The following is a 24,792-nucleotide window of genomic DNA, read 5'->3' on the forward strand; positions in this document are numbered from 1 at the left end:
TAATTTTATGCACCCACACTTGATCAAATTACTCAGCCTGTCGGCCCTGACCGTGGGCATTCTGGCGGCCAGCAATGCGGCTCGTGCAGACGAGACCGCAGCACCGAAGTTCACCGCCGAACCGTGCTGCAACCTGTGCCCGGCCGCGCATGACGCGAAGAACTACACCACGCGTTATCAGCAGAACTTCACCACGCTGGTGCAGGCGCAGGGCGACTGGTTGTTCCGTACGCAGGAAGATTTGCGCACCGAGTTCAACACCACCCCGGCCGGCTACAAGCGCCTGCAACAGCTGCACGATGCGTTCAAGGCCAAAGGCGTCGAACTGGTGATCGTCTATCAGCCGACCCGTGGCCTGGTGAACCGCAACAAGCTCAACCCGCAGGAAAAAGCCGCGTTCGATTACGAGAAAGCGCTGGGCAACTACAAGACCATGCTCGGGCGTTTCGCGCAGATGGGTTACGTGGTGCCAGACCTGTCGCCGCTGACCAACGAATCGCTGCCGGACACCCTGCCCGCCCACGATTTCTACTTCCGCGGCGACCAGCACTGGACCCCGTACGGCGCTCAGCGCACGGCGAAAATCGTCGCCGAGAAGGTCAAGCAGATCCCGGCCTTCGCCGACATTCCCAAGCGTGAATTCGAGACCAAGCGCACCGGGCGCATGGGCAAGACCGGCACCCTGCACAACATGGCCGGGCAACTGTGCGGCACCAGTTACGCGATTCAGTACATGGACCAGTTCACCACCGAGCCGAAAGGCGAGGCCGGTGACGGCGACCTGTTCGGTGATTCCGGCAACCCGCAAATCACTCTCGTGGGCACCTCGCACAGCGGCAAGAACTACAACTTCGCCGGCTTCCTCGAAGAGGCCATTGGCGCCGATATTCTCAACGTCGCCTTCCCCGGCGGCGGTCTCGAAGGTTCGATGCTGCAGTACCTCGGTAGCGACGAATTCCAGAAGACCCCGCCGAAGATTCTGATCTGGGAATTCTCGCCGCTGTACCGCCTCGACCAGGAGACCATCTACCGCCAGATGATGTCGCTGCTCGATAACGGCTGCGAAGGCAAAGACACGCAAATGTCCGCCAGCACCACGCTCAAGCCCGGCGGCAAACAGGAACTGCTGGTCAACAGCAAAAACCTGAACCTGCAGAACAGCAGTCATCAGGTCGACATCCGCTTCGCCGACACCTCGGTGAAAACCCTGCAAGCCACCCTCTGGTACATGAACGGTCGCCACGAGGACATCAAGATCGAGAAACCGGAAACCTCCGACACCGACGGTCGTTTCGCCTTTGAGCTGCGCACGGACGAAGACTGGGCCTCGCAAAATCTGCTGGCAGTCGAAGTCCAGGGCCCGGAAGCGGGCACCGCGCCGCAAAAAGTCGAAGCGAAAATCTGCAAACGCAACGTATTCCCGGGCGCTGGGCCACAAACCGCTCAGGTCGGGCAATGAGGTCTGCTATGCGAAATCGAACGATCAAACACTTGCTTGCACCATCCCTGCTGACCCTGGCGATGTTCGCCGGGGCCACTCAGGCCGCCGCGCCACTGCGTCCGCCGCAGGGCTACTTTGCCCCTGTGGATAAATTCAAGAGCGGCGACAAGAGCGAAGGCTGCGACGCGATGCCCACGCCGTACACCGGGCCGCTGCAATTTCGCAGCAAATACGAAGGCTCGGACAAGGCCCGCGCAACGCTGAACGTGCAGTCGGAAAAAGCCTTCCGCGACACCACCAAGGACATCACCACCCTGGAGCGCGGCACCGCCAAACGGGTGATGCAGTTCATGCGCGACGGGCGTCCGGAACAGCTCGACTGCACCCTCAACTGGTTGACTGCGTGGGCCAAGGCCGATGCGTTGATGTCGAAAGACTTCAACCACACCGGCAAGTCGATGCGCAAATGGGCGCTGGGCAGCATGGCCTCTTCGTACATTCGCCTGAAGTTCTCCGACTCGCATCCACTGGCCGAACATCAGCAAGAGGCGCAGTTGATCGAGGCGTGGTTCAGCAAGATGGCCGATCAGGTGGTCAGCGATTGGGACAACCTGCCGCTGGAAAAAACCAACAACCACTCGTACTGGGCCGCGTGGTCGGTGATGGCGACTTCGATCGCCACCAACCGTCGCGACCTGTTTGACTGGGCGGTGAAGGAATACAAGGTCGGGGTCAATCAAGTCGACGCCGACGGCTTCCTGCCCAACGAACTCAAGCGCCAGCAACGCGCCCTCGCCTATCACAACTACGCCCTGCCGCCACTGGCGATGATCGCCAGCTTCGCTCAGGTCAATGGTGTCGACCTGCGTCAGGAAAACAACAGCGCGCTGAAGCGTCTGGGTGACCGGGTGCTGGCCGGGGTGAAAGACCCTGACCAATTCGAGAAGAAGAACGGCAAAGAGCAGGACATGACCGACCTGAAAGAGGACATGAAATTCGCCTGGCTCGAACCGTTCTGCACCCTCTACACCTGCCCGCCGGATGTGATCGAGAAGAAGCACGGCATGCAACCGTTCAAGACCTTCCGCCTCGGCGGCGACCTGACCAAGGTCTACGACCCGTCGCATGAGAAGGGCAACAAGGGTTCGTAAGAATGAATGCAATCCCCTGTGGGAGCGGGCTTGCTCGCGAATGCGGTCTGACATTCAAAAATAATGTCGACTGACACACCGCCTTCGCGAGCAAGCCCGCTCCCACAGTGAAGTGATGTCGCCCCCTGAATTTTCATGGGGGGTTTGGGGGGGCTTTGGCCCTTGACTGTTGGTTCAAACATGGAGAGATCGGGATGGTATTTTCATCCAACGTGTTCCTGTTTCTGTTCTTGCCGATCTTTCTCGGCTTGTACTACTTGAGCGGGCAACGCTATCGCAACCTGTTGCTGCTGATCGCCAGCTACGTGTTCTACGCGTGGTGGCGGGTGGACTTCCTGGCGCTGTTCGCCGGCGTCACCCTGTGGAACTACTGGATCGGCCTGAAAGTCGGTGCTGCCGGCGTGCGTACCAAACCGGCACAGCGCTGGCTGCTGCTCGGCGTGGCAGTCGACCTGTGCATCCTCGGCTACTTCAAATACGCCAACTTCGGCGTGGACAGTATCAACGCGATCATGAGCTCGTTCGGTCTGGAGCCGTTCATCCTGACCCACGTGCTGCTGCCGATCGGCATCTCGTTCTACATCTTCGAGTCGATCAGCTACATCATCGACGTGTACCGCGGCGACACCCCGGCCACGCGCAACCTGATCGACTTCGCGGCGTTCGTGGCGATCTTCCCGCACCTGATTGCCGGCCCGGTCCTGCGTTTCCGCGACCTCGCCGACCAGTTCAACAACCGCACCCACACCCTCGACAAGTTCTCCGAGGGCTGCACGCGGTTCATGCAGGGTTTCATCAAGAAGGTCTTCATCGCTGACACCCTCGCGGTGGTCGCCGACCACTGCTTCGCCCTGCAAAACCCGACCACCGGTGATGCCTGGCTCGGCGCGCTGGCGTACACCGCGCAGCTGTATTTCGACTTCTCCGGTTACAGCGACATGGCCATCGGTCTGGGCCTGATGATGGGTTTCCGTTTCATGGAAAACTTCAAGCAGCCGTACATCAGTCAGTCGATCACCGAGTTCTGGCGGCGCTGGCACATCAGCCTGTCCACCTGGCTGCGTGACTACCTGTACATCACCCTCGGCGGTAACCGTAAAGGCACGCTGATGACCTATCGCAACCTGTTCCTGACCATGCTCCTAGGTGGTCTGTGGCACGGCGCGAACATCACTTACATCGTCTGGGGCGCCTGGCACGGCATGTGGCTGGCGATCGAAAAAATGCTCGGCATCAACACCGCGCCGCGCAGCCTCAACCCGATCCGCTGGGCGTTGACCTTCCTGCTGGTGGTGATGGGCTGGGTGATCTTCCGCGCCGAAAACCTGCACGTCGCCGGGCGCATGTACGGCGCGATGTTCAGCTTCAGCGACTGGTCGCTGTCGGAACTCAACCGTGCCAGCCTCACCGGTCTGCAAGTGGCAACCCTGGTGGTGGCGTACGCAACGCTGGCGTTCTTCGGTCTGCGTGATCTGTACACCAACCAGCCTCCGGTGAAGAGCAAACCTGAAGTCAACGTCGAGGCCAACGGCCCTGCCACCGCGACCCCGGGCATGATCAAAGCCGCGCCTGGCGAAAACCCGGCGAGCATCCATGAGCCTGGCTACACCGTCGGCGTCGAAGCCCAGGTGCAACCGGCCTACTGGAGCGCGGACTGGTCACGCTACGTGATGCGCGGGCTGATCCTGCTGCTGTTCATCGCCTCGATTCTCAAACTCTCGGCGCAAAGCTTCTCGCCGTTCCTTTACTTCCAGTTCTGAGGGATCTGACATGACCCGCTCATTACGCATCTTCTACATCGCGCTGTTTCTGCTGACCCTGCTGGTGCTCGGTCTGTGGTCGGTGCGCAGCTTCTTTGGCTTCAGCACCAACGCCGATGCGACCGTGCTCAACGGTCGCTGGACCAAAGCCGTGGAAACCCACTACGACGATCAGTTTCCGATCAAGCGCCTGGGCACCAACCTCTGGGCGGCGCTGGATTTCAAACTGTTCAACGAAGGTCGTCCGGGCGTGGTGCTCGGTCGCGATCAGTGGCTGTACAGCGACGAGGAATTCAACCCGATCGTCAACGAAGAGCTGAACCTGCAAGGCAACTACGCGCTGGTCGAAGGCGTGCGCCAGACCCTCAAGGCCAAAGGCGTAAAACTGGTAATGGCCATCGTCCCTGCCAAAGTGCGCCTGTACCCGGAACACCTGGGTGAAGTGAAACCGGCGAGCATCCACGCCAACCTCTATCAGGACTTCCACGCCCGTGTCGCGGCGGACAAAATCCTCGCCCCGGACTTGCTCGGCCCGCTGCAACAGGCCAAGCAGAACGGTCAGCAAGTGTTCCTGCGCACCGACACCCACTGGACCCCGGAAGGCGCCGAGATCGCCGCCAACACCCTGGCGAAAACCATCGCCGCCAAGTTCCCGCTCAGCGGCGAGCCGCAGCGCTTTGTCACCACGCCAGCGGAGAAGGTCACGCACAAGGGCGACCTTCGTCTGTTCCTGCCGCTGGATCCGCTGTTTGAAAACCTGATGCCGGCGCAAGAGCCGCTGCAGAAGCGCAACACCGTGGCCGCCGAGCAACCTGCCGGTGACGACGCGCTGTTCGCCAGCAGCGAGGTGCCGGTCGCACTGATCGGCACCAGCTACAGCGCCAACCCCAACTGGAACTTCGTCGGTGCGCTGAAACAAGCGCTGCACAGCGACGTCGTCAACTACGCCGAAGACGGCCACGGCCCGATCCTGCCGATGCTCAGCTACCTGAAAAGCGATGACTTCAAGAACAGCCCGCCACAGGTGCTGATCTGGGAGTTTCCTGAACGATATCTGCCTGTGAACAACGAAATCGGCGACGCCGACCCGCAGTGGGTCGCAGAGCTCAAACAAGCCGGTGCTCGCCAACAAAACGTAGCCATCAACACTAAATCCGAGACGCCCGACCGGGCGCAAAACTGAAAGAGAGGTACACCATGACTTTCACTACTACTCCTCGTCGTCTCGCAAAACGCATTGCACTGGTTGCCGGTCTCAGCGTGCTGTCGGTCCAGGCTTTCGCCGGTGGTGACGCCGCGCTGTACGGTCCGACTGCACCGAAAGGCTCGACCTTTGTGCGTGTCTATAACGCCAGCAACGCTGAAGTCAGCGCCACTGTCGGCAGCACCAATCTGAGCGACGTTGCGCCACTGGCCAGCAGCGACTTCAGCTTCATGCCGGGCGGCGATTACAGCGCCAAGGTCGGCAGCCAGACCTTGCCGGTGAAACTTGCCGGTGACCACTACTACACCCTGGTCAACAACGCTTCCGGCGCGCCACAGCTGATCGAAGAACCACCGTTCAAGAACAAGCAGAAATCCCTGGTGCGCGTGCAGAACCTCAGCGACAAGCCGCTGACCCTGAAGACCGCCGACGGCAAGACCGACGTGGTGCCGAACGTGGCCGCCAAGGGCCGTGGCGAACGTGAAATCAACCCGGTGAAAGTCAGCCTCGCGCTGTACGAAGGCGACAAGAAAGTCGGCGACGTGAAACCGGTCGCTCTGGAGCGCGGTGAGGCAGCGGTGCTGTACGTCACCGGTTCCGGCAGCAGCCTGTCGCCAGTCTGGGTGAAACGCCCGGTGTCGACCCGCTAATCATTTTTCCTGACTGACGCATATCCCCTGTGGGAGCGAGCTTGCTCGCGAAAGCGGTCTGACATTCAACAGCTATGTCGACTGATACACCGCCTTCGGGAGCAAGCCCCCTCCCACCCTGCGACCGGGTTGTCAGTTCGGATACGAGACAAAAACAAGAGTGAAACGACACAGCGTTCGTGCCTCTAACCAATCGATTTTATGGAGTAAACAATATGATTCCGGTGATCTTGTCAGGTGGTAGCGGTTCACGTCTTTGGCCGCTTTCGCGCAAGCAATTCCCTAAACAATTCCTCGCCCTGACCGGTGAACACACGCTGTTCCAGCAAACCCTGGAGCGTCTGGTGTTCGAAGGCATGGACACACCGATCGTGGTCTGCAACAAGGATCACCGCTTCATCGTCAACGAACAGCTGGCCAACCGTAATCTCGAATGCCAGCGCATCCTGATGGAGCCGTTCGGCCGCAACACCGCGCCGGCGGTGGCGCTGACCGCGATGATGCTGGTCAACGAAGGGCGTGACGAACTGATGCTGGTGCTGCCGGCCGACCACGTGCTGGAAGACCAGAAAGCCCTGCAACGCGCGCTCGCCCTGGCCACCGTCGCCGCCGAAAACGGCGAAATGGTGCTGTTCGGCGTCCCGGCGACCAAACCGGAAACCGGCTACGGCTACATCAAATCCACCGGCGACGCGCTGCTGCCGGAAGGCGTCAGCCGCGTCTCGCACTTCGTCGAAAAACCCGACGTCAAACGCGCCACCGAATACGTCGAATCCGGCGGCTACTACTGGAACAGCGGCATGTTCCTGTTCCGCGCCAGCCGCTTCCTCGAAGAGCTGAAAAAGCACGATCCGGACATCTACGACACCTGCCTGCTGACCCTCGAGCGCAGCCAGCAGGACGCCGACACCGTTACCCTGGACGAAGCCACTTTCGCCTGCTGCCCGGACAATTCCATCGACTACTCCGTCATGGAAAAAACCCAGCGCGCCTGCGTGGTGCCGCTGAGCGCCGGCTGGAGCGATGTCGGTTGCTGGTCGTCGCTGTGGGAAGTCAACGAAAAAGACGCCAACGGCAACGTCAGCAAAGGCGACGTGGTGATCCAGGACAGCAAGAACTGCATGATCCACGGCAACGGCAAACTGGTGTCGGTGATCGGCCTGGAAAACATCGTCGTGGTCGAGACCAAGGACGCGATGATGATCGCGCACAAGGACAAGGTTCAGGGCGTCAAGCAGATGGTCAACACCCTCAACGAGCAGGGCCGCAGCGAAACCCAGAATCACTGCGAGGTCTATCGTCCGTGGGGTTCCTACGACTCGGTGGACATGGGCGGGCGTTTCCAGGTCAAGCACATCTCGGTCAAACCGGGCGCGTGCCTGTCGCTGCAGATGCACCATCACCGCGCCGAACACTGGATCGTGGTCAGCGGCACCGCCGAAGTGACCTGCGATGACAACGTGTTCCTGCTCTGCGAAAACCAGTCGACCTACATCCCGATCGCCTCGGTGCACCGCCTGCGCAACCCGGGCAAGATCCCGCTGGAAATCATCGAAGTGCAATCGGGCAGCTACCTCGGCGAAGACGATATCGAGCGTTTCGAGGACATCTACGGTCGTTCCACCCCGATCGAACGCGGCGTGTCGGTGAAAACCATCGCGCAGTGATCACCCCGCAATAAGAAGCCCCCGTCCAGCCCGCTGCGTCCCCATCCGCAGTGGGTTGGGCGGGGGCTTTTTTATCCGCGATCTGCGGTGTCGGTACTGGCCTCTTCGCGAGCAAGCCCGCTCCCACACTTGAAATGCGTCTCCTGTGGGAGCGAGCCTGCTCGCGAAGAGGCCCGGTCAGACACCGCAAGTCCCGATGCCCATCGCCAACCTCACCTACGCTTAGGTAGGATGGCCCTCTCTCTCCTCGAGGTTGTGCGACATGTTCATCGGCGTTTTGCTGGTCATCACCTGGCTGATCCTGTTGTTGCGCTATCCGGCCAAGGCCGTGCCGGTGTCCGTCGCGGCTGCCGTTGGTCTGGGATTGGTCGCGGTCTGGGTGGTGTGGCTGGACAACCGCGAACTCAAGCAACTGGCGCGTCTGGAGATGCGCATTGTCTATGCGCCCGAACAGTGCCCGGCGGATCGACCGCTGCAACTGAAAATGAAAAACGGCAACGACGTGCCGCTGACCGAACTGCGCTGGCGCATTGCAGCCTACGCGCCCGGTGACACGGTCAATCTGGCCGACAACCAATACACCGCCCCGCGCTATCGCGGCCCCGGCGAACTGCAGGCCGGCGGCGACTGGGAAGACTGCCTGCCGATGCCACCGCTGCGTCCCGGTTATCGCCCGCAAACCCTGGAGTTTCGCGCCGAGCGCTTGCAAGGCAGTTTCTCCGACTGATCCCCCTCCTCCACTTTTTTGCACAAGGAATGCGCCATGCCCGTTGCGTTGATTACCGGTTGCTCCAGCGGCATTGGCCGCGCCCTCGCCGACGCCTTCAAAGGCTCCGGTTACGAAGTCTGGGCCACTGCGCGCAAGACTGAAGACGTCGCGGCGCTGACCACCGCCGGGTTCACCGCGATCCCGCTGGACGTCAATGACAGCGTGGCGCTGGAACAACTCGCGGAACGCATCAACCAGCAACACGGTGGCCTCGACGTGCTGATCAACAATGCCGGTTATGGCGCCATGGGGCCGCTGCTCGATGGCGGCGTGCCGGCCATGCAACGCCAGTTCGAGACCAACGTGTTCTCGATTGTCGGCGTCACTCGCGCACTGTTCCCGGTGCTGCGCCGGGCCAAGGGGCTGGTAGTGAACATCGGCAGTGTTTCGGGCGTTCTGGTCACGCCATTCGCCGGCGCCTACTGTGCGTCGAAAGCGGCGGTGCATGCTCTGAGCGATGCCTTGCGCATGGAACTGGCGCCGTTCGGCATTCGCGTGATGGAAGTGCAACCGGGGGCAATTCAGTCGAGCTTCGCCAAGAATGCCGGGCACGAAGCCGAGCAGTTGATCAACGAGCAGTCGCCGTGGTTTCCGTTGCGTGAGGGGATTCGCGCGCGGGCCAAGGCCTCGCAGGACAAGCCGACCCCGGCTACCGAGTTTGCGGCTGAACTGCTCAAGGCTGTGCAGCGGGACACACCGCCACGCTTGATCCGCATTGGTAATGGCAGTCGGGCGTTGCCGTTGCTGGCGACGTTGTTGCCGAAGGGGTTGCTGGAGTCGACGTTGAAGAAGCGGTTCGGGTTGCGCGGGAAGCTCTGATTCAGCCTCGACAGTCACGCTCCACGCTGGGAAGACACAAAGCCTGAGCAACGTGCGCCTCGGGCACTCACCTTACTCCCGCCCACGGCCCTTCACCACCTGTCAACTCTGACAGTAGACGCTGATTTCACAAGCAGAGCAGACTCGATGCAAGACGCTCACACTCGCGAGCATCCGTACATCAATCGGTGAAAATCATGAGTACTTTCGAGCGCAAACCTGGCGACATCGATCCGAGCTTTGGTGAAAAGGGCGTTGTGACCCTCGCGATTTTGCCGCACGCAAACGGGAATGATCGACAAATCAAAGGCCTTTACCGGTTGCCCACGGGAAAACTCCTCCTCGGCATCACTGTCTCCCATGACGACGAGGCCGAGGAAGCCGAGGAGGCCGACGACTCCATACTCTACACCTCGTCCTACTATGGGCTGGCACGTCTGAATGAAGATGGCAGGCTGGATCCGACCTTCGCGAGCAAAGGCTTCACCTTCAACAAGTTCTATAAGCAGTTTGACGCATTAGGCGGCAAAGTGGCGATGCATGGGTCACGGATCTATATGCAGGGCGGAACCACTGTGGATAAAGACACCGAGTCTCCGCCCGTGCACCTGGTGTTGGGACGTTTCAACGAAAATGGCGTGCAGGACCTGGACTTTGCGACCCAGGGCAAACTGATCCTGCAAAATCTACCGACGGAGAATTGCCTCTCAGACACAGGCAATGTGGCAGTGCAAGCGGATGGCATGATCGTCGTCGGTGCGACCTATTACGTCATGGGCGCCCCGGAAAGAACTCATGCCGTGCTGTATCGCGTGACTGAAAAGGGACAACCGGACAAGGATTTCGCCAGCGATGGACGCCTCGACATCAAACTTCACGCTACGGTCTCCGCGACATCGATTTCGGCAATGCACCTGCTCGACTCCGGGAAGATCCTGATCGCCGGCAGCGCCACTCGTGCAGAAAGAACGCAGGGTTACTTTGCCCGTCTCAACCCTGACGGCAGCATGGATAAAAGCTACGGCAACCCCAGCACGCCCGGAGTCCACTTGCTGAACCTCACACACAGCGACAGCACCGTGCAGGGTCTGGTGAAAACAGCGGAAGGAGGTTTTTTCGGTCTGGGTCACTCAAGGCGAGCCGGGCAAAGCATGCACGGGCTCCTGGTCAAAATGGATGAAAACGGCAAGCCAAACCCTCATTTCAACCGAGGCGAACCGTTACTGACCCTTCTTGAAAAGCACACAGGAGACAACTGGTGCGCAGGTTTCATCGACAGCGAGAACAGAATCACCGTAGCGGGCAGTGACCTGGAAACCCACATCGCTCGTTTTCTTGGCACTGGCGACCTTGACAAAGAATTTGGCACAAATGGCTTTCTGAGCAGGGACACGTCGGCCATGCCCGCGTCGATTTTCCTGCAACCACGCGCCGATGAGAAATTCATATTTGCCGGTAACGTCACCGGAGTCGGCGGCCCATACGGCAATCTTTGGGGATTTTTCGGTTGATCATCGATGCCCATCCTCGACATTTCGGGGATGGGCGCGTGCTCGCGATTATCAAGCCGGGTTCACGTCGGTGCGGATAGTTTGCTCCTTCCCCCCCAGCCCTTCATGAAATCAATAAACGCCCGCACCTTCAGCGGCAAATGCCGGGTATCCGGATACAGCGCATAAACCCCCTGCTGGGCAAAACGGTAATCGGCCAGCATCCGCACCAGTCGCCCGGCCTCCAGATCCTCCTGAATCAGCCATTGCGGCAAAATCGCCACGCCTTGCCCGGTCAGCGCAAACGCCCTGAGCGTCGCCGAATTGTCGGCGACGATGGCGGTGGTACCCGGTTTTGGCTGGTAGAAATGCTCGGTCCCGGTCGGGTCGGTCACGGTCATTTCCGGAACGCGGCCGTGGCCCAGCGTCGGCATCGACTCCAGCGTTGCCAGCGTGGCAACCGGCGCGAAGCGCTCGACCAACTGTGGCGCCGCCACCGCAAACACCTCGAACGTCGACAACTGCACCGCGCGCAGATTGGAGTCGTGCATGCGCCCCAGACGAATCGCCATGTCAAAGCGTTCAGAGATCAGATCGGCATGGGTCGAGGACGTCGACAGATGAATGTTCAGTTGCGGCTGTTGCTGACGGAACACCTCCAGCGCCGGCACCACCTGGGCCAGGGCGAATTCCACGGTGGTGGTGATGCGCAACGTGCCCTTGAGTTGCGAATGCTCGGAGCGCGCTTCCTCGATCGCCAGTCGTGCTTCGTCGAGGGTGCGCAGGCAGCGCCGATAGAAGCGCTCGCCGGCATCGGTCAGGGCCAGTTGCCGGGTGTTGCGGGTGAGCAAGGTGACACCCAGTTCTTCTTCCAGGCGTTTGAGATTGAAGCTCACCACCGCCCGGGTCTGGCCCAGAGTATCGGCGGCCGCGGTCAATGAGCCGGCCTCGACCACGGCTTTGAAAGTGTCAAAACGGTCCAGGCTGACCATGTCCCACGCACCCCTTGTCAAAATTATTTTGACAAACTAGCAGGTAAACCAGCGTTTTCCTAACGCCTGAAGCCTCCTACCCTGCACGTCTCATCACAGGGAAGCTGCCATGGCCTATCGCTCGAAAGTTGCGCTGGTGTATCTGTTCGGGTTTGCCCTCGACCTGCTGAACATGTTCGCCGCGAGCATCGCCTACCCGGACATCGCCCGGGAATTACAGGCATCCGTGACGCAACTGACGTGGATCACCAACGCCTACATGCTCGGGCTGACACTGATCATTCCACTGAGCGTGTGGCTGGCAGCGCGGCTGGGCGAGCGGCGGCTGATCCTCGGCTCGTTGCTGGTGTTCGGCATCGCCTCCGGTCTGGTGGCCCAGGCCGGGTCGATTGAAAGCCTGATCGGCTGGCGCCTGCTGCAAGGACTCGGTGGCGGCTTGCTGTTGCCAATCGGTCAGGCCTTGGCGTATCGGCAATATCCAGCGACGCAACGCGCGCACCTCACCGGCGTGGTGCTGATGGTTGCGCTGCTGGTGCCGGCCCTGTCGCCGGCGGCGGGCGGCCTGATCGTCGAGGCGTTGTCATGGCGCTGGATTTTCTACCTGAACATGCCCATGGCGCTGCTGGCCTTCGGATTGGGTCTGCTCTGGTTGAAAGCGGATCAGGCCACCCTTGAACGCCCCACGCTGGATCTACTCGGTCTGCTGCTGGCCGTATCAGCCCTGAGTCTGTTGTTGATTGCCGTGAGCCTGGCGAGCGCCGCCGCTACCCGTCACCTCGCCGCCGGGGTTCTGCTGCTCGGCGTCCTGACCTTATGGCTGTACCTGCGTGATGGCTGGCACAAACCCGACGCGGTGCTCGACCTGCAACTGATCAACAGCCCGTCGCTGCGCCTGGCGATGCTGATTTACCTGTTCGTGCCCGGGGTGTTTACCGGTACCAACATCATTGCCGTGTTGTACCTGCACGACCTCGGTTTCGGCGCGGCGCAAACCGGTGCGCTGATGCTGTCCTGGGCGGCCGCCTCGGGTGTGGCGATCATGCTCGGCAAACGCAGTTTCAACCGCATCGGCCCCAAGCCGTTGCTGATCGCCGGGATGCTTTTGCAGTGCCTGGGGATTGTCCTGCTGATGCGCATCGAACAACCCGCCGCCGCGCTGCTGATCATTGCCTATGCCTTGATGGGTCTGGGCGGCAGCCTGTGCAGCGTGACCGCGCAGAGCCTGGCGTTTGTCGGCATCGCGCCGGAAAAAATGGGCCACTCCAGTGCGCTGTGGAACATCAATCGCCAGCTCGGTTTCTGCCTCGGCGCGGCGCTGCTCAGTTCGTTGTTGGGCGCTTTGGGCGGCAACGGATTCCAATACTGCTTTCTCGCCGCCGTGCTGCTCACCCTGTTACCGATGGCTGCCGTGCTGCGTTTCGATGCAAGCAAAGTGCTCGCCCTGCTGAGCTCACCTCCCCTTCAGGAAAAATCCACATGATTGACTACAACGAATATTTTGATGAGGTGATCCAGGCCCACCTGGTCATCGAACGCTGGTTTGCCGTGGAGCAGGATTCGGCGGAACTTGCGCGTTTGCTGAGCCGGTTCTCGGCGGATTTTTCCATGGTCACGCCGCTGGGCCGGGCGCTGGGTATCGAGGCCTTGCGCGCATTGTTTCAGTCGGCGGGCGGGAAGAAGACCGGCTTCAGAATCGAGCTCAGTGAGCTGCGCGGGATTGCGCTGCATGCGCATGGCGCGACGCTGAGTTATCGCGAGCGGCAGACCGATGCGAGCGGGTTGCACACCGATCGCCGATCGACGGTGGTGTTGGAAAAGACCGAGGCCGGGCGGGTGCTGTGGCGGCATTTGCAGGAGACGTTTTGCCAAGGCTGATGCGATCCTTTTGTGGCGAGGGAGCTCGCTCCCGCTGGGCTGCGCAGCAGCCCCGATACCTGCCCCCAACCCTGTCAGGCACACCGCGCTGTCAGCTTTTACGACTGCTACGCAGCCGAGCGGGAGCAAGCTCCCTCGCCACAGGTTTACTCTCCTGTGTCCTGCTTCACCACCACCGTGCAGGTAATCCCCGCCGCCAACAACACACCCTCCGGCACTTCATCGATGTGAATGCGCACCGGCACCCGCTGCGCCAGTCGTACCCAGTTGAACGTCGGGTTCACGTCGGCGATCAGCTCGCGGCTTTCCGGGTTGTCGCGGTCGTAGATGCCGCGGGAAATACTCTCCACATGCCCCTTCAACACTTCACCGCTCATCAGTTGCATGTCGGCTTTGTCGCCTACGCGCACGTGCGGCAATTTGGTCTCTTCGAAGAAGCCGTAGACCCAGAACGAGTTCATGTCGACCACGGCCATTTTCGCTTCGCCGATGCGCGCGTAGTCGCCGCGATGCACGTTGAGGTTGGTCACGTAGCCGTCCACCGCCGCACGCACTTCGGTGCGTTTGAGGTTGAGTTCGGCGGCTTCCAGTTGCGCTTGTGCGTGTTGATAATCGGCCAGCGCGGCGTCGGCGATGTTGCTCGCGTCGTCGCGGTTTTCCTTGGAGATCACCAGATTGTCGAGGTCGGCGCGGCGATGCGCGTTGACCTTGCGCATCTCCCACGTCGCCTTGCGCGAAGCCACCAGCGACTGCGCCTGCTTCACCGCGAGACGGTAATGCTCGGGGTCGATCTGCATCAGCAGGTCACCCTTCTTCACCAACTGGTTGTCGCGCACCGGTACGTCGACCACTTCCCCGGTGACGTCGGCGGCGACGTTGATGATGTCCGCCCGCACCCGGCCGTCGCGGGTCCACGGCGTGTTCATGTAGTGCTCCCAAAGGGTCCGGCCGATCCACAGTGCCAGGGCCAGCACCAGCAGGGTCGCGAGCAGGCTGAAAAACTTTTTCATCAGAACGTTCTCAACGGTAGACAGTCAGCGCCATCGCGCCGAACAGACAGGTAAACAGGCTCAGGCGCAACAGCGCCGGGTGCCAGAAAAAACGGTACAGGTCGAACCCCGACAGGAACCGGTCCAGCGCCCAGGCCAGCGCCGCAGCGACAAAGAACAACAGGGTCATGGTCGGCATGTACACGCCGTGGAAGGCGATTTCACGAGGCATGGGCAAGTCCTTCGGGCTTGGCGACGGCATAGGCAGCGAGTGGTGATTGCGGGTCGAGCAACGAGGTGCGGATGAAGTGCAGATAGCTCTTCACCCGACGCAACGCGGACGTGTCGAAGTGCGGCGCGAACGGCTCGTCGGTCGCCGCAACCCGGCTGATTGCGTGATCGACCGCCACCAGTGCGCGTTCCAGGTTGCTCGGGTTCGGTTGCAGAAACAGTCGCACCAGCGCCCGACCCATCACGCGAATTGCCTGACGCCACGGCTGCGATTCGGCATAGGCCGGATGCACCGGGAGGATCGCCTGTTCCTTGCGCAACTCGATGATCGCGTGGCCGACTTCGAGCACCACGAACATCCAGCGCAGCAGGTTCTTCTGCACGGTCGGCTGCCCGGCAGCGAGACCGTAAGCCTGGTGCAGCAGGTCGCGGGTACGGCTCTCGAAACTCGACGCCAGGCCCTTGAGTTTGCCGCTGATCGCGTAGACAACCTGGCCGCGCAGATCCTGCTCCAGGCGCTTCCACAACCAGCGGCTGTTGGGCGGCAGAATGATCGCGCCGGCAGCGGCGCAGACCAGCATGCCCATGACCATGGCGATGTAGTCGTTGATGAAGGTGTAGGGGTTGTAAATGGTCAGGTTGTCCGGCACCGAACCGGTGCTGAAGAAGATCAACAAACCGAGACCGACACCTGCGTATTGCGGTCGCGAAGCGAGGAACGAGCCGAACACGATCACTGGCGCGAGCATCACGCACAGCAGGGGAAAACCGTCGATCCACGGGAAGATGAAAAACATCTCGACGAAGCCGATCAGCGCTCCGAGGAACGTGCCGCAGGCCATTTGAAAAGCCATGCGTTTCGGGTTCGGCGTGGCGGCGGACAGGCCCACGGTCGCGGCAGCAATCAGGGTCATGGTCGCACCGCTCGGCCACGCGGTGGCGACCCAATAGCTGCCCAGCACCATCAGGATGAACGAGGCGCGAATCCCCGAAGCCGCCGCGGCCCACCAGTTGGTTTGCGGGGTGAACGGCTCGTCCCAGCGCTCACGCTCGTGGCGGTGATCGGCCAGCGAGGCGTGGGTCTGTGCATAACTGTGCAAGTCATCGACGAAGCGATAGAGCAGTTCGTACGCGGTGTGAAAATCCAGTTGCTCGGCGTCGCTAGGGTCAGTCTCCTGAAAGGCTGCACGCAGGCTGCGCACCCGCGCCGGCAGGCCATCCTTGTACGTCGCAAGTGCCGTCGCCAGGCGTGCGGCGTCCGGGCTGGTGAGGGCGCGGCCACTGAAGCCGTCGAGCGCTTCGGCCAGATCCTGCAGGCCCGGTCTGATCGCCGCCACCACGTGTTCTTCGTCGTTCACGCGCAAGCGTTCGAGCAACTGATGCAGGGCGTTGAAGCGGGTGGTGATACCCATGAACTCGCTGTTCAAACGACTGAGGCGACCGTTGCGCCGACGCATGTGCGGGTCTTCGAAAACGGTCACGCTGCGCAGCCCTTCGAGGCCCACGGCTTCGGCAATGAAACGCACGTTGCTCGCTTCGAACGACTCGGCTTTGCTGCGTCCGCGCAGGCCATCGGTGACGAACAACGCGAACACGCCGAAGCGCTGATACAGGGCGTTGCGCATCGCCGCGCTGGCGGTTTGCGGCAGGATCGCGGCGCTGACCACCGTCGAGCAGAGAATCCCCAGCGAGATCTCCAGCACCCGCCAGACGGCGGCCATGAACGCACCGTCCGGATGCGCCAGCGCGGGCAACCCGACCATCGCCGCGGTGTAGCCGGCGAGGACAAAACCGTAAGCGCGAAAGTTACGGCAACGCGCCGCACCCGCCGAGCAGATACCGACCCAGATGGCTAGCGAACCGAGGAACAGTTCGGTGTTCTGCGCGAACAGCGAGATCAGCGTAACCATCATCGCCGACCCGGCCAGGGTGCCGAGGAAACGATAGAAACTCTTGGCGAACACATGGCCGCTCTGTGGCTGCATGACGATGAACACGGTGATCATCGCCGTACGCGGCTGCGGCAACTCCAGGCGCATCGCCAGCCACAGTGTGAGGAACGCGGCGAGCAATACCTTGAAGATGTAGACCCAGGTCACGCCATCGCTGCGCGCCCAGTCAAACAAACCCCGACGCCATTCCAGGGAGTAGAGCCAGCGTAGAGGTGCGGGCAAGGGAGTCATTAAATTTTGCTCAAGAATTCAGTCGAACCGGAGAACCTGTGGGAGCGGGCTTGCTCGCGAATACGGTGTGTCAGACACCCAATGCGCTGGCTGACACACCGCATTCGCGAGCAAGCCCGCTCCCACAAGGGTTGTGTGTTCACCGCAGCAGGGCCGGGGTTTTCGGGGCTGCTGTTTGCTCGGCAGTGGGCACGTCATTGCCAGCCCCGAGGCCGCCACCCAACGCCGTCACCAACTCCGCATGCGCACTCAACCGCGCCGCCTGCACCTGCTGCTGCACTTGCTGTTGCTTGAACAGCAAGGTCTGCGCATTGAGCACGTTGAGGTAATCGGTAAGGCCACGCTGATAGGCGATCATCGCGATGTCGTAAGTCTTCTGCGCAGTGGCCACCGACTCGGCGGCGAAGGCTTGCTGCTTGTCCATCGACTCGCGGCGGATCAACTGGTCGGAGATGTTCTTCAGCGCATTGACCAGCGTCTGGTTGTAATGCGCCACGGCGATGTCATAACCGGCGGACGCTTCGCCCAACTCGCTGCGCAAACGCCCACCGTCGAAGATCGGCAGCGAGATCGCCGGGCCGACGTTGTAGTTGAGCTTCTTGCCAGTCAAAAACTCCAGCGCCCCGCCACCGGTCGCCATGTAGCCGAGGCTGCCGACCAGATCGACATTGGGATAGAAACCGGCGTGCGCCACATCGATCCCGCGTGCCTGCGCCGCCACTTGCCAGCGACTGGCAACCACGTCCGGGCGCTGACCGAGCAACTCGGCGGGCAATGCCGACGGCAGTTTCAATGCTGCCCCCAGCGCCAGCGTCGGCCGCTGCAACTGCGCACCCGCGCCTGGGCCTTTGCCCGCCAGCGCGGCGATCTGGTTGCGGCTGAGGGCGATTGCTTCGTCCAGCGCATCGAGTTGCCGATGGGTTTCCGGCAGCGGCGTTTCGGCCTGACTGACTTCGAAGTGCGTGCCGATTCCGCCGTTGAGGCGCTTCTGCGCCAGATCGAGAATCTGCTGTTGCTGCTTCAGCGTCGCGGCGACGATATCGCGCTGGGCGTAATGCAGCGACAGTTCGATGTAGGCCCGCACGAGGTTGTTCTGCAATTCCAGCTGCGCCAGCCGCGCTTCGGCGGCGCTCATGTGCGCCAGATCCACCGCGCGTTCGCTGGCATTGCTTTCACGGCCCCAGAGGTCGAGGGCATAGCTGAAACCGAGCGCGGCGTTGTTGTCCCAGGTGGTGGTGTTGGACAGCTCGCCCGGGCCGTAGAACGGGTCAGTCGGCCAGTTGTGACGTTTGAGTGTCGACTCGCCATTGATCTGCAACGACTCGGCCGCTTCGGCGACACCGGCCATGGCCTTGGCCTGCCGCACCCGAGCAGCGGCCATGGCCATGGTCGGACTGCCCTGCACGGCGAGGTCGATCCAGTGATTGAGTTGCGGGTCACCGTAGGCTTGCCACCATTGTGCGGTGGGCCAGTTGGCGTCTTTGGCGGCGTGGGCGATGGCGTCGTCAGTGGCCAGTGCGTCGGCTTCCAATGCCTTGCTATGCGGGGCAATTCCTTGCGTTGAGATGCAGCCGCTGAGACCCAGGGTAAAAGCCAGAACACTGAGCGGCAAAAGCGCTCTGTTGATGCGACGCGGCACAGCTGCGAATTCCTGAAAGAGGGGAAGAACCGAGGCCCTGTGGGAGCGGGCTTGCTCGCGAAAGCGCTCTGTCAGAAGACGCCGCGTTGAAGATGAAATCGCTTTCGCGAGCAAGCCCGCTCCCACAACGGCGCAATTCTAGGTGGGCACCTTGGTGGCGATAAGCTGGGATTCCTGTGAATCTTTGTTACCGTTAACGAGATAATCCCTTGGTCGGGGGTCTCAGCCCCTGAAACTACGTGTCACAATTTGCCATCTCCCTTGAGAGCACCCCATGGACACATTGCAAAACATGCGCGCCTTCAGTTGTGTGGCCGAAGCCGGCAGCTTCACCGCCGCCGCCGTGCAACTCGACACCACCACGGCCAACGTCTCGCGCGCGGTCTCCAACCTGGAAGCCCACCTGCAAACCCGCCTGCTCAATCGCACGACCCGGCGCATCGCCCTGACCGAGGCCGGCAAGCGCTACCTGCTGCGCTGCGAGCAGATCCTGGCCTATGTCGAAGAAGCCGAAGCCGAGGCCAGCGAAGCCCACGCCCGCCCCGCCGGCCAGTTGAAAGTGCACACCATGACCGGCATCGGCCAGCACTTCGTGATCGACGCCATCGCCCGCTACCGCAAGACCCACCCGGACGTGACCTTCGACCTGACCATGGCCAACCGTGTGCCGGACCTGCTCGACGAAGGCTACGACGTGTCCATCGTGTTGGCCCGCGAACTACCGGATTCGGGCTTCGTCTCGCAACGCCTGGGCATCACCTACAGCATCGTCTGCGCCTCCCCGGCCTACGTGAAAGCCAACGGCTGCGCGCAAAAACCCAGCGACCTGCTGAACCACGCCTGCCTGCGTCTGGTGAGCCCGGTGATCCCCCTGGAAAAATGGGCCTTCGACGGCCCCGAAGGCCAGGAAATGGTCACCATCAACAGCTCGCCATTCCTGGTGAACTCCGCCGACGCGATGAAAACCGCAATCATCAGCGGCATGGGCGTCGGCGTCCTGCCGGTCTACGCCGCCATCGAAGGCCTGCGCAACGGCACGCTGGTGCGCGTCATGCCCAACTACCGCTCGCAGGAACTCAACCTGTATGCGATTTACCCTTCACGGCAATACCTGGATGCGAAGATCAAGACGTGGGTCGAGTATTTGCGCGGGTCGCTGCCAGAGATATTGGCGGCGCATCAGGCGGAACTGGCGGCTTATGAGTTGAGTGGGAGCCTGGCGGGTGCTCGGGTGGCGACCTGAAATTGGCGTCCTTCAGACGGCGGTGACGTTGTGAACGTTTACGACAGGTCGCATCGATTGCCCACTCGCTAGTGGAGTCGCAGGCCTCGGCAAGTCAGGACCAGCGATATTGCTGCTGACATCGATCCGCCACAGCAGACTACGATTCTGGCGATTCAGCAAATCATCACGCTGGCTGAACTGGCGGTGAATCGGGTGCTGGATAATGTGGAAATCACCCAATCTGCGGCACACAGCTGAGCCATAGTGGGAGCGGGCTTGCTCGCGAAAGCGTCAGCACATCCAACACTTGCGGAGACTGACACACCGCTTTCGCGAGCAAGCCCGCTCCCACAGTTGGAATGGGTGTGGTCAGTTGGAGATTTGGTCGGCTCGCAGGCCGCCATCGCGAGCAGGCTCACTCCTACAGTTGGATTGGGTGAGTCAGGTGGAGACTGGTCGGCTGTCAGGCCGCCATCGCTGGCAAGCCAGCTCCCACAGAAAAGCAAAGCAGTCCAGACAGACCGCATGCTTTTCACCACTCAAATGGCCGAGTGTCAGCTCGCCGAAAGCTCTTGATCTTGCCGTGCCGGCCCCATCGGCAGGCTGAGTGGAGGGGTTTATCCGGGGGTGGGAGCGCAGCGACCGTTTGGCGAAGCCAAATGCATCGAGAGGAGGTGCAGCGAAGCAAACCGGAGGCGATGCCCCCGGATGAATCCCGCAACGAAGGAACCCGAGCCTAAGCGAGGGCCGAACGCCGGGGCCCAGACTTTTGGTTACTTTGGGGCGTTTGCCAAAGTGACTCGCCGTAAGGGCGAAACCGCCAGCAGCAACCCCCAAAGCAACGGATTAACACCCAAAACCCCAAAAGCATGGTCAGCCCAAAGGCCGCCAAGACAACCCAAAACAGAAATGTTAGCGTGCTTGGCAATCAAGACAGCCGAGCCCAAGCCCGATGAAAAAAACAGTCCTGGCCTTCAGCCGCATCACCCCACCCATGATCGAACGCCTGCAACAGGAATTCGACGTCATCGTCCCCAACCCCAAGAACGGCGACATCAACGCCCAATTCAACGAAGCCCTCCCCCACGCCCACGGCCTGATCGGCGTCGGCCGCAAACTCGGCAAGGCCCAACTCGAAACCGCGACAAAACTGGAAGTGGTCTCAAGCGTGTCGGTCGGCTACGACAACTACGACCTCGCCTACTTCAATGAACGCGGAATCATGCTCACCAACACCCCGGACGTGCTCACCGAAAGCACCGCCGACCTCGCCTTCGCCCTGATCATGAGCAGCGCCCGCCGCGTCGCCGAACTCGACGCCTGGACCAAGGCTGGCCAGTGGCAGGCCAGTGTCGGCGCCCCGCTGTTCGGTTGCGACGTGCACGGCAAGACCCTGGGCATCGTCGGCATGGGCAACATCGGCGCCGCCGTCGCCCGCCGCGGACGCCTGGGCTTCAACATGCCGATCCTCTACAGCGGCAACAGTCGCAAGACTGAGCTGGAACAGCAACTCGGCGCACAGTTTCGCAGCCTCGACCAACTGCTGGCCGAAGCCGACTTCGTCTGCCTGGTAGTACCGCTCAGCGACAAGACTCGCCACCTGATCAGCCACCGCGAACTGGCGCTGATGAAACCGGACGCGATCCTGGTCAACATCTCCCGTGGCCCGGTGGTCGACGAACCGGCGCTGATCGAAGCCCTGCAAAACAACCGCATCCGCGGCGCCGGTCTGGACGTCTACGAGAAAGAACCGCTGGCCGAATCACCGCTGTTTCAGCTGAAAAACGCAGTGACATTGCCGCACATCGGCTCCGCTACGAATGAAACCCGCGAAGCCATGGCCAATCGCGCAATGGCCAACTTGCGCAGCGCTTTGCTCGGCGAGCGCCCACAGGATCTGGTGAACCCACAGGTCTGGCGCGGTTAAAAAACATCGGGCAAGTATCAAAAGATACTTGCCCGACAAGTTTCCCCCGCACATGTTTTGAAATTCAACCCTGCACCGAAATAAAAACACCCGCTATAAACTCTCCTGACTTGTCGGCTTCTCGATAAATATCATGGAGAACACTCACTTGAACACTCTGACCACGGATAAAATCATCCGCTTCAGCAAAGTCATACTGATGGGCTATATCAGTTTTTTTGGCTTGCTGGTGATGTACAGCAACTTCACTGACTATGCTTCAAACTATGAGTATGTCGGGCATGTTCTGAGCATGGACACTACCCAACACAACCTCAGCATCCGCTATCGCGCGATCACTTCCCCCATGCTTCACCACCGGATCTACTGGCTCATTATCACGCTGGAAGTGACCTACACCGCTTTTTGCCTGTTAGGTACTTATCATCTGCTGAAAAACATAAATGCTACGAAAGAAAAATTTCATGAAGCGAAGCGGTTTTCGATCATTGGTTTATTGATCGCGCTGTTTATCTACTACTTGTGCCTGCAAGTAATCGGTGTTGAATGGTTTGACATGGATACTTCACAAACCTGGAACGCCAAGGACTGGGCCCGACACATTGTCGACTTCATATTTCCGCTGCTGATTTATATCGTCTTAAGAGTCGAGCGCTGAAACAGCGCCCGACTCAATTCACCATCAGGCCAACTTTCCCTGAGCCGGCACCTGTATTGCACGAGGTCTGCGGAACACCAGAATGTTCCCGAGCATGACCAACACCAGTCCGACCAGCGCCGGCGCAGTCCATTGATACCCTTCGGCAAACGCCGAAACGTTCAACGCCACCACCGGGAACAGCACCGTGCAATAGGCTGCGCGCTCCGGGCCCATGCGCCCGACCAGCGTCAGGTAGGCGGTGAAGCCAATCACCGAACCCGGGATCACCAGATACAGTAACGCCCCGACGTAACGCGGCGACCAGTCCATGTCGAACGGAATCCCTTTCACCAGGCACCACACCGACAACATCGCCGCGCCGTAGGCCATGCCCCAGGCATTGGTGGTCAACGGTTTCAGACCGGCCTTCTGCTGCAGGCTCGAGAGCATGTTGCCCGCCGAAAAACACAGCGTGCCGCACAGCGCCAGACCAAGCCCGAGCAACGTTTCAGGGCTGGCGTGATGGCCGGCCAGTTCCGGCCAGAACAGCATTCCCAGACCGAACAGGCCGAGCGCCCCGCCCATCAGCACGTTACGGGCGATGCGCTGACCGAAGAATACCCGTGCATTGAGCGCGTTCCACAAAGTGGCCGTGGAAAACACCACCGCGACCAGTCCGCTGGGAATCCACTGGCTGGCCGTCAGGAAGCACATGAAGTTGACGCAAAACAGGCACAAACCCTGCGCCACGCAGATCAGATGCCCGCGCCGATTCATCGGTTGCAGTCGCCGACTGAGCAGCAACAGCACGAACAGCACCAACGCAGCGAGGCCAAAGCGATAGACGATCGACACCGGAATCGCCACCACACCGAGTTGCCATTTCAGGGCAATCCAAGTGGTGCCCCAGATCAGCACGGTCAGCAGATACAGCGAAAGGTTCATGACGAGACTCCTGAGGACACGGGACACTCTGTGGCGAGCGAGCTTGCTCGCGCTGGGCTGCGAAGCGGCCCCGTTCATGAGTGCTGCGCACTCGGCGGGAGCAAGCTCCCTCGCCACAGGTTTTACGTTTAACAGCGATTCAGGGTGCGGCAGCAAGGGTCGGGGCGCTTGCAGATTCTTGCGCTTTTGTCGCCCGACAGGCTGGCAGCGCGACGTCTACGGAGTAGGATGCAAGGCGTTGGAGAGAACCGAACATGGCCGCTATCGATACCCTGCAAGTCTTTCAAGCCCTCAACCGCTCGCCGAACGCGCGCCTTGTGCACAGCGCCGAGCTCGGTGACGGCTTGTCTGCGGCCCTGTGGACCAACCACCACGACGCCCAGGAATACGAAGCGCCGAGCCATCACACCCTGTCCTGCTACATCGCCGGCGGCACCGGCACTTTTCGTCGCGGGCAACCGGGGCACAAGGGTGGGCCGGACAAGCTGTGCATCCTGCCGGCGGATCACGAATCCGGCTGGGTGATCAACGGTGATATCCGCCTCGCTCACCTGTATTTCAGCGCCGAACAATTTGCCCTCGGTTGCGTCACGCTGCTTGATCGCGAGCCGCGGGAGATGCAACTGCGCGAGCAGACCTTTCTGGAAGATCCGCAGCAGGCGCGACGTTTTCGCCAGTTACTGACACTGAATTGGGAAGAGCCTGCCGAGCGCGTGCTGACCAGCAGCATTGCCCATGAATTGATCAGCCATACCTTGCTCAGCCAGGTCGGCGCCCGTCAGGGGTTGCGCCTCAAGGGTGGTCTGGCGCCGCATCAGCGTCGGCAGTTGGTCGAGTTCATCGACAATCAGTTGGCCGAGCCGATCAGCCTCGGACAACTGGCCGGATTGTGCGCGTTGTCGGAATACCACTTTGCCCGAATGTTTCGCGTGAGCTTTGGCTTGCCGCCGCATCAGTACGTGCTGGCGCGCCGCTTGAGCCGGGCGCGGGAGTTGTTGCGCGGCACGGCGTTGCCGTTGGGGGAGATTGCGCTGGCGTGCGGGTTTGCCAGTGCCAGTCATTTCACCAACCGGTTTCGGCAGGTATTGGGTGGGACGCCGGGGGAATATCGGCAGGCGTTTTTGCGTTAGAGCCGGGTTTTTTATTGCCTGTTCGGGCCTCTTCGCGAGCAAGCCCGCTCCCACCAGGTCTGCGG

Annotated in this window: 21 protein-coding genes; 15 read left to right on the forward strand and 6 right to left on the reverse strand. The window is 61.0% G+C overall.

Annotated features, from left to right (window positions below):
• The first annotated feature begins 7 nt into the window (after positions 1-7).
• The 9 genes from LCH64_RS14650 (at position 8) to LCH64_RS14690 (ending at position 10,972) form a co-directional block, all read left to right on the forward strand.
• The gene (locus LCH64_RS14650; RefSeq protein ID WP_003221844.1) at positions 8-1,459 is read left to right on the forward strand and encodes an alginate O-acetyltransferase; all 1,452 of its coding nucleotides are present in this window, start codon (positions 8-10) and stop codon (positions 1,457-1,459) included.
• Positions 1,460-1,467: 8 nt separating this feature from the next.
• The gene (locus LCH64_RS14655) at positions 1,468-2,592 is read left to right on the forward strand and encodes a mannuronate-specific alginate lyase (protein ID WP_226500595.1); all 1,125 of its coding nucleotides are present in this window, start codon (positions 1,468-1,470) and stop codon (positions 2,590-2,592) included.
• A 194-nt stretch (positions 2,593-2,786) separates the two neighbouring features.
• The gene (locus tag LCH64_RS14660; protein ID WP_226500596.1) at positions 2,787-4,352 is read left to right on the forward strand and encodes an MBOAT family protein; all 1,566 of its coding nucleotides are present in this window, start codon (positions 2,787-2,789) and stop codon (positions 4,350-4,352) included.
• 10 nt (positions 4,353-4,362) lie between these two features.
• Positions 4,363-5,535, forward strand: coding sequence for an alginate O-acetyltransferase (locus LCH64_RS14665; protein ID WP_226500597.1), 1,173 nt, complete (start codon positions 4,363-4,365; stop codon positions 5,533-5,535).
• 14 nt (positions 5,536-5,549) lie between these two features.
• The gene (locus LCH64_RS14670) at positions 5,550-6,206 is read left to right on the forward strand and encodes an alginate O-acetyltransferase AlgF (protein ID WP_003221835.1); all 657 of its coding nucleotides are present in this window, start codon (positions 5,550-5,552) and stop codon (positions 6,204-6,206) included.
• A 215-nt stretch (positions 6,207-6,421) separates the two neighbouring features.
• Complete coding sequence (locus LCH64_RS14675) at positions 6,422-7,873, forward strand: mannose-1-phosphate guanylyltransferase/mannose-6-phosphate isomerase (RefSeq protein ID WP_226500598.1); 1,452 nt, start codon at positions 6,422-6,424, stop codon at positions 7,871-7,873.
• 262 nt (positions 7,874-8,135) lie between these two features.
• Positions 8,136-8,600: a hypothetical protein gene (locus LCH64_RS14680; protein ID WP_003221822.1), complete on the forward strand. Its 465-nt coding sequence runs from the start codon at positions 8,136-8,138 to the stop codon at positions 8,598-8,600.
• A gap of 36 nt (positions 8,601-8,636) precedes the next feature.
• Complete coding sequence (locus tag LCH64_RS14685) at positions 8,637-9,461, forward strand: SDR family oxidoreductase (RefSeq protein ID WP_226500599.1); 825 nt, start codon at positions 8,637-8,639, stop codon at positions 9,459-9,461.
• A gap of 197 nt (positions 9,462-9,658) precedes the next feature.
• Positions 9,659-10,972: a hypothetical protein gene (locus tag LCH64_RS14690; protein ID WP_226500600.1), complete on the forward strand. Its 1,314-nt coding sequence runs from the start codon at positions 9,659-9,661 to the stop codon at positions 10,970-10,972.
• 62 nt (positions 10,973-11,034) lie between these two features.
• On the opposite strand, the gene LCH64_RS14695 is transcribed toward LCH64_RS14690, so the two are convergent.
• Positions 11,035-11,943 (reverse strand): LysR family transcriptional regulator, encoded by a 909-nt coding sequence (locus LCH64_RS14695; RefSeq protein ID WP_226500601.1) that lies wholly within the window; start codon positions 11,941-11,943, stop codon positions 11,035-11,037.
• Between the two features lie 109 nt (positions 11,944-12,052).
• Between LCH64_RS14695 and LCH64_RS14700 the strand changes: the two genes are divergently transcribed.
• Positions 12,053-13,423 (forward strand): MFS transporter, encoded by a 1,371-nt coding sequence (locus tag LCH64_RS14700; protein ID WP_226500602.1) that lies wholly within the window; start codon positions 12,053-12,055, stop codon positions 13,421-13,423.
• Entirely contained in the window at positions 13,420-13,818 is a 399-nt protein-coding gene (locus tag LCH64_RS14705) for a DUF4440 domain-containing protein (RefSeq protein ID WP_226500603.1), read from the forward strand. The genes LCH64_RS14700 and LCH64_RS14705 overlap by 4 nt, the downstream gene beginning before the upstream one ends.
• A gap of 146 nt (positions 13,819-13,964) precedes the next feature.
• On the opposite strand, the gene LCH64_RS14710 is transcribed toward LCH64_RS14705, so the two are convergent.
• The 4 genes from LCH64_RS14710 to LCH64_RS14725 form a co-directional block, all read right to left on the reverse strand.
• Positions 13,965-14,828 (reverse strand): HlyD family secretion protein, encoded by an 864-nt coding sequence (locus LCH64_RS14710; RefSeq protein ID WP_226500604.1) that lies wholly within the window; start codon positions 14,826-14,828, stop codon positions 13,965-13,967.
• Between the two features lie 10 nt (positions 14,829-14,838).
• Positions 14,839-15,039, reverse strand: coding sequence for a DUF1656 domain-containing protein (locus LCH64_RS14715; protein ID WP_226500605.1), 201 nt, complete (start codon positions 15,037-15,039; stop codon positions 14,839-14,841).
• Complete coding sequence (locus LCH64_RS14720) at positions 15,029-17,221, reverse strand: FUSC family protein (protein WP_226500606.1); 2,193 nt, start codon at positions 17,219-17,221, stop codon at positions 15,029-15,031. Before LCH64_RS14720 ends, LCH64_RS14715 begins: the two co-directional genes overlap by 11 nt.
• Before the next feature lie 139 nt (positions 17,222-17,360).
• Positions 17,361-18,860 carry an efflux transporter outer membrane subunit gene (locus LCH64_RS14725; RefSeq protein ID WP_103521374.1) on the reverse strand — a complete coding sequence of 500 codons (1,500 nt, stop codon included), beginning with the start codon at positions 18,858-18,860 and terminating at the stop codon, positions 17,361-17,363.
• 274 nt (positions 18,861-19,134) lie between these two features.
• Between LCH64_RS14725 and LCH64_RS14730 the strand changes: the two genes are divergently transcribed.
• The 3 genes from LCH64_RS14730 (at position 19,135) to LCH64_RS14740 (ending at position 22,670) form a co-directional block, all read left to right on the forward strand.
• Positions 19,135-20,103 carry a LysR family transcriptional regulator gene (locus LCH64_RS14730; protein WP_045122300.1) on the forward strand — a complete coding sequence of 323 codons (969 nt, stop codon included), beginning with the start codon at positions 19,135-19,137 and terminating at the stop codon, positions 20,101-20,103.
• 934 nt (positions 20,104-21,037) lie between these two features.
• The gene (locus LCH64_RS14735; RefSeq protein WP_103485834.1) at positions 21,038-22,012 is read left to right on the forward strand and encodes a D-glycerate dehydrogenase; all 975 of its coding nucleotides are present in this window, start codon (positions 21,038-21,040) and stop codon (positions 22,010-22,012) included.
• A 148-nt stretch (positions 22,013-22,160) separates the two neighbouring features.
• Positions 22,161-22,670 carry a DUF2165 domain-containing protein gene (locus LCH64_RS14740; RefSeq protein WP_226500607.1) on the forward strand — a complete coding sequence of 170 codons (510 nt, stop codon included), beginning with the start codon at positions 22,161-22,163 and terminating at the stop codon, positions 22,668-22,670.
• Positions 22,671-22,694: 24 nt separating this feature from the next.
• Here the strand turns inward: LCH64_RS14740 and LCH64_RS14745 are convergent, their stop codons facing one another.
• Positions 22,695-23,597 carry a DMT family transporter gene (locus LCH64_RS14745; protein ID WP_103485833.1) on the reverse strand — a complete coding sequence of 301 codons (903 nt, stop codon included), beginning with the start codon at positions 23,595-23,597 and terminating at the stop codon, positions 22,695-22,697.
• Between the two features lie 254 nt (positions 23,598-23,851).
• Between LCH64_RS14745 and LCH64_RS14750 the strand changes: the two genes are divergently transcribed.
• A complete protein-coding gene (locus LCH64_RS14750) occupies positions 23,852-24,727 on the forward strand; it encodes an AraC family transcriptional regulator (protein WP_003221805.1) in 876 nt (291 codons plus the stop codon).
• Positions 24,728-24,792 lie beyond the last annotated feature (65 nt).

Origin of the sequence: Pseudomonas sp. MWU16-30322 (assembly GCF_020515535.1) — a bacterium.
GTDB classification, from domain to species: Bacteria; Pseudomonadota; Gammaproteobacteria; order Pseudomonadales; family Pseudomonadaceae; genus Aquipseudomonas; species Aquipseudomonas fluorescens_H.

Coding starts and splice junctions, on each gene's coding strand:
- LCH64_RS14650 (WP_003221844.1), top strand. CDS start 8: ATGCACCCACACTTGATCAAATTACTCAGCCTGTCGGCCCTGACCGTG.
- LCH64_RS14655 (WP_226500595.1), top strand. CDS start 1,468: ATGCGAAATCGAACGATCAAACACTTGCTTGCACCATCCCTGCTGACC.
- LCH64_RS14660 (WP_226500596.1), top strand. CDS start 2,787: ATGGTATTTTCATCCAACGTGTTCCTGTTTCTGTTCTTGCCGATCTTT.
- LCH64_RS14665 (WP_226500597.1), top strand. CDS start 4,363: ATGACCCGCTCATTACGCATCTTCTACATCGCGCTGTTTCTGCTGACC.
- LCH64_RS14670 (WP_003221835.1), top strand. CDS start 5,550: ATGACTTTCACTACTACTCCTCGTCGTCTCGCAAAACGCATTGCACTG.
- LCH64_RS14675 (WP_226500598.1), top strand. CDS start 6,422: ATGATTCCGGTGATCTTGTCAGGTGGTAGCGGTTCACGTCTTTGGCCG.
- LCH64_RS14680 (WP_003221822.1), top strand. CDS start 8,136: ATGTTCATCGGCGTTTTGCTGGTCATCACCTGGCTGATCCTGTTGTTG.
- LCH64_RS14685 (WP_226500599.1), top strand. CDS start 8,637: ATGCCCGTTGCGTTGATTACCGGTTGCTCCAGCGGCATTGGCCGCGCC.
- LCH64_RS14690 (WP_226500600.1), top strand. CDS start 9,659: ATGAGTACTTTCGAGCGCAAACCTGGCGACATCGATCCGAGCTTTGGT.
- LCH64_RS14695 (WP_226500601.1), bottom strand. CDS start 11,943: ATGGTCAGCCTGGACCGTTTTGACACTTTCAAAGCCGTGGTCGAGGCC.
- LCH64_RS14700 (WP_226500602.1), top strand. CDS start 12,053: ATGGCCTATCGCTCGAAAGTTGCGCTGGTGTATCTGTTCGGGTTTGCC.
- LCH64_RS14705 (WP_226500603.1), top strand. CDS start 13,420: ATGATTGACTACAACGAATATTTTGATGAGGTGATCCAGGCCCACCTG.
- LCH64_RS14710 (WP_226500604.1), bottom strand. CDS start 14,828: ATGAAAAAGTTTTTCAGCCTGCTCGCGACCCTGCTGGTGCTGGCCCTG.
- LCH64_RS14715 (WP_226500605.1), bottom strand. CDS start 15,039: ATGCCTCGTGAAATCGCCTTCCACGGCGTGTACATGCCGACCATGACC.
- LCH64_RS14720 (WP_226500606.1), bottom strand. CDS start 17,221: ATGACTCCCTTGCCCGCACCTCTACGCTGGCTCTACTCCCTGGAATGG.
- LCH64_RS14730 (WP_045122300.1), top strand. CDS start 19,135: ATGGACACATTGCAAAACATGCGCGCCTTCAGTTGTGTGGCCGAAGCC.
- LCH64_RS14735 (WP_103485834.1), top strand. CDS start 21,038: ATGAAAAAAACAGTCCTGGCCTTCAGCCGCATCACCCCACCCATGATC.
- LCH64_RS14745 (WP_103485833.1), bottom strand. CDS start 23,597: ATGAACCTTTCGCTGTATCTGCTGACCGTGCTGATCTGGGGCACCACT.
- LCH64_RS14750 (WP_003221805.1), top strand. CDS start 23,852: ATGGCCGCTATCGATACCCTGCAAGTCTTTCAAGCCCTCAACCGCTCG.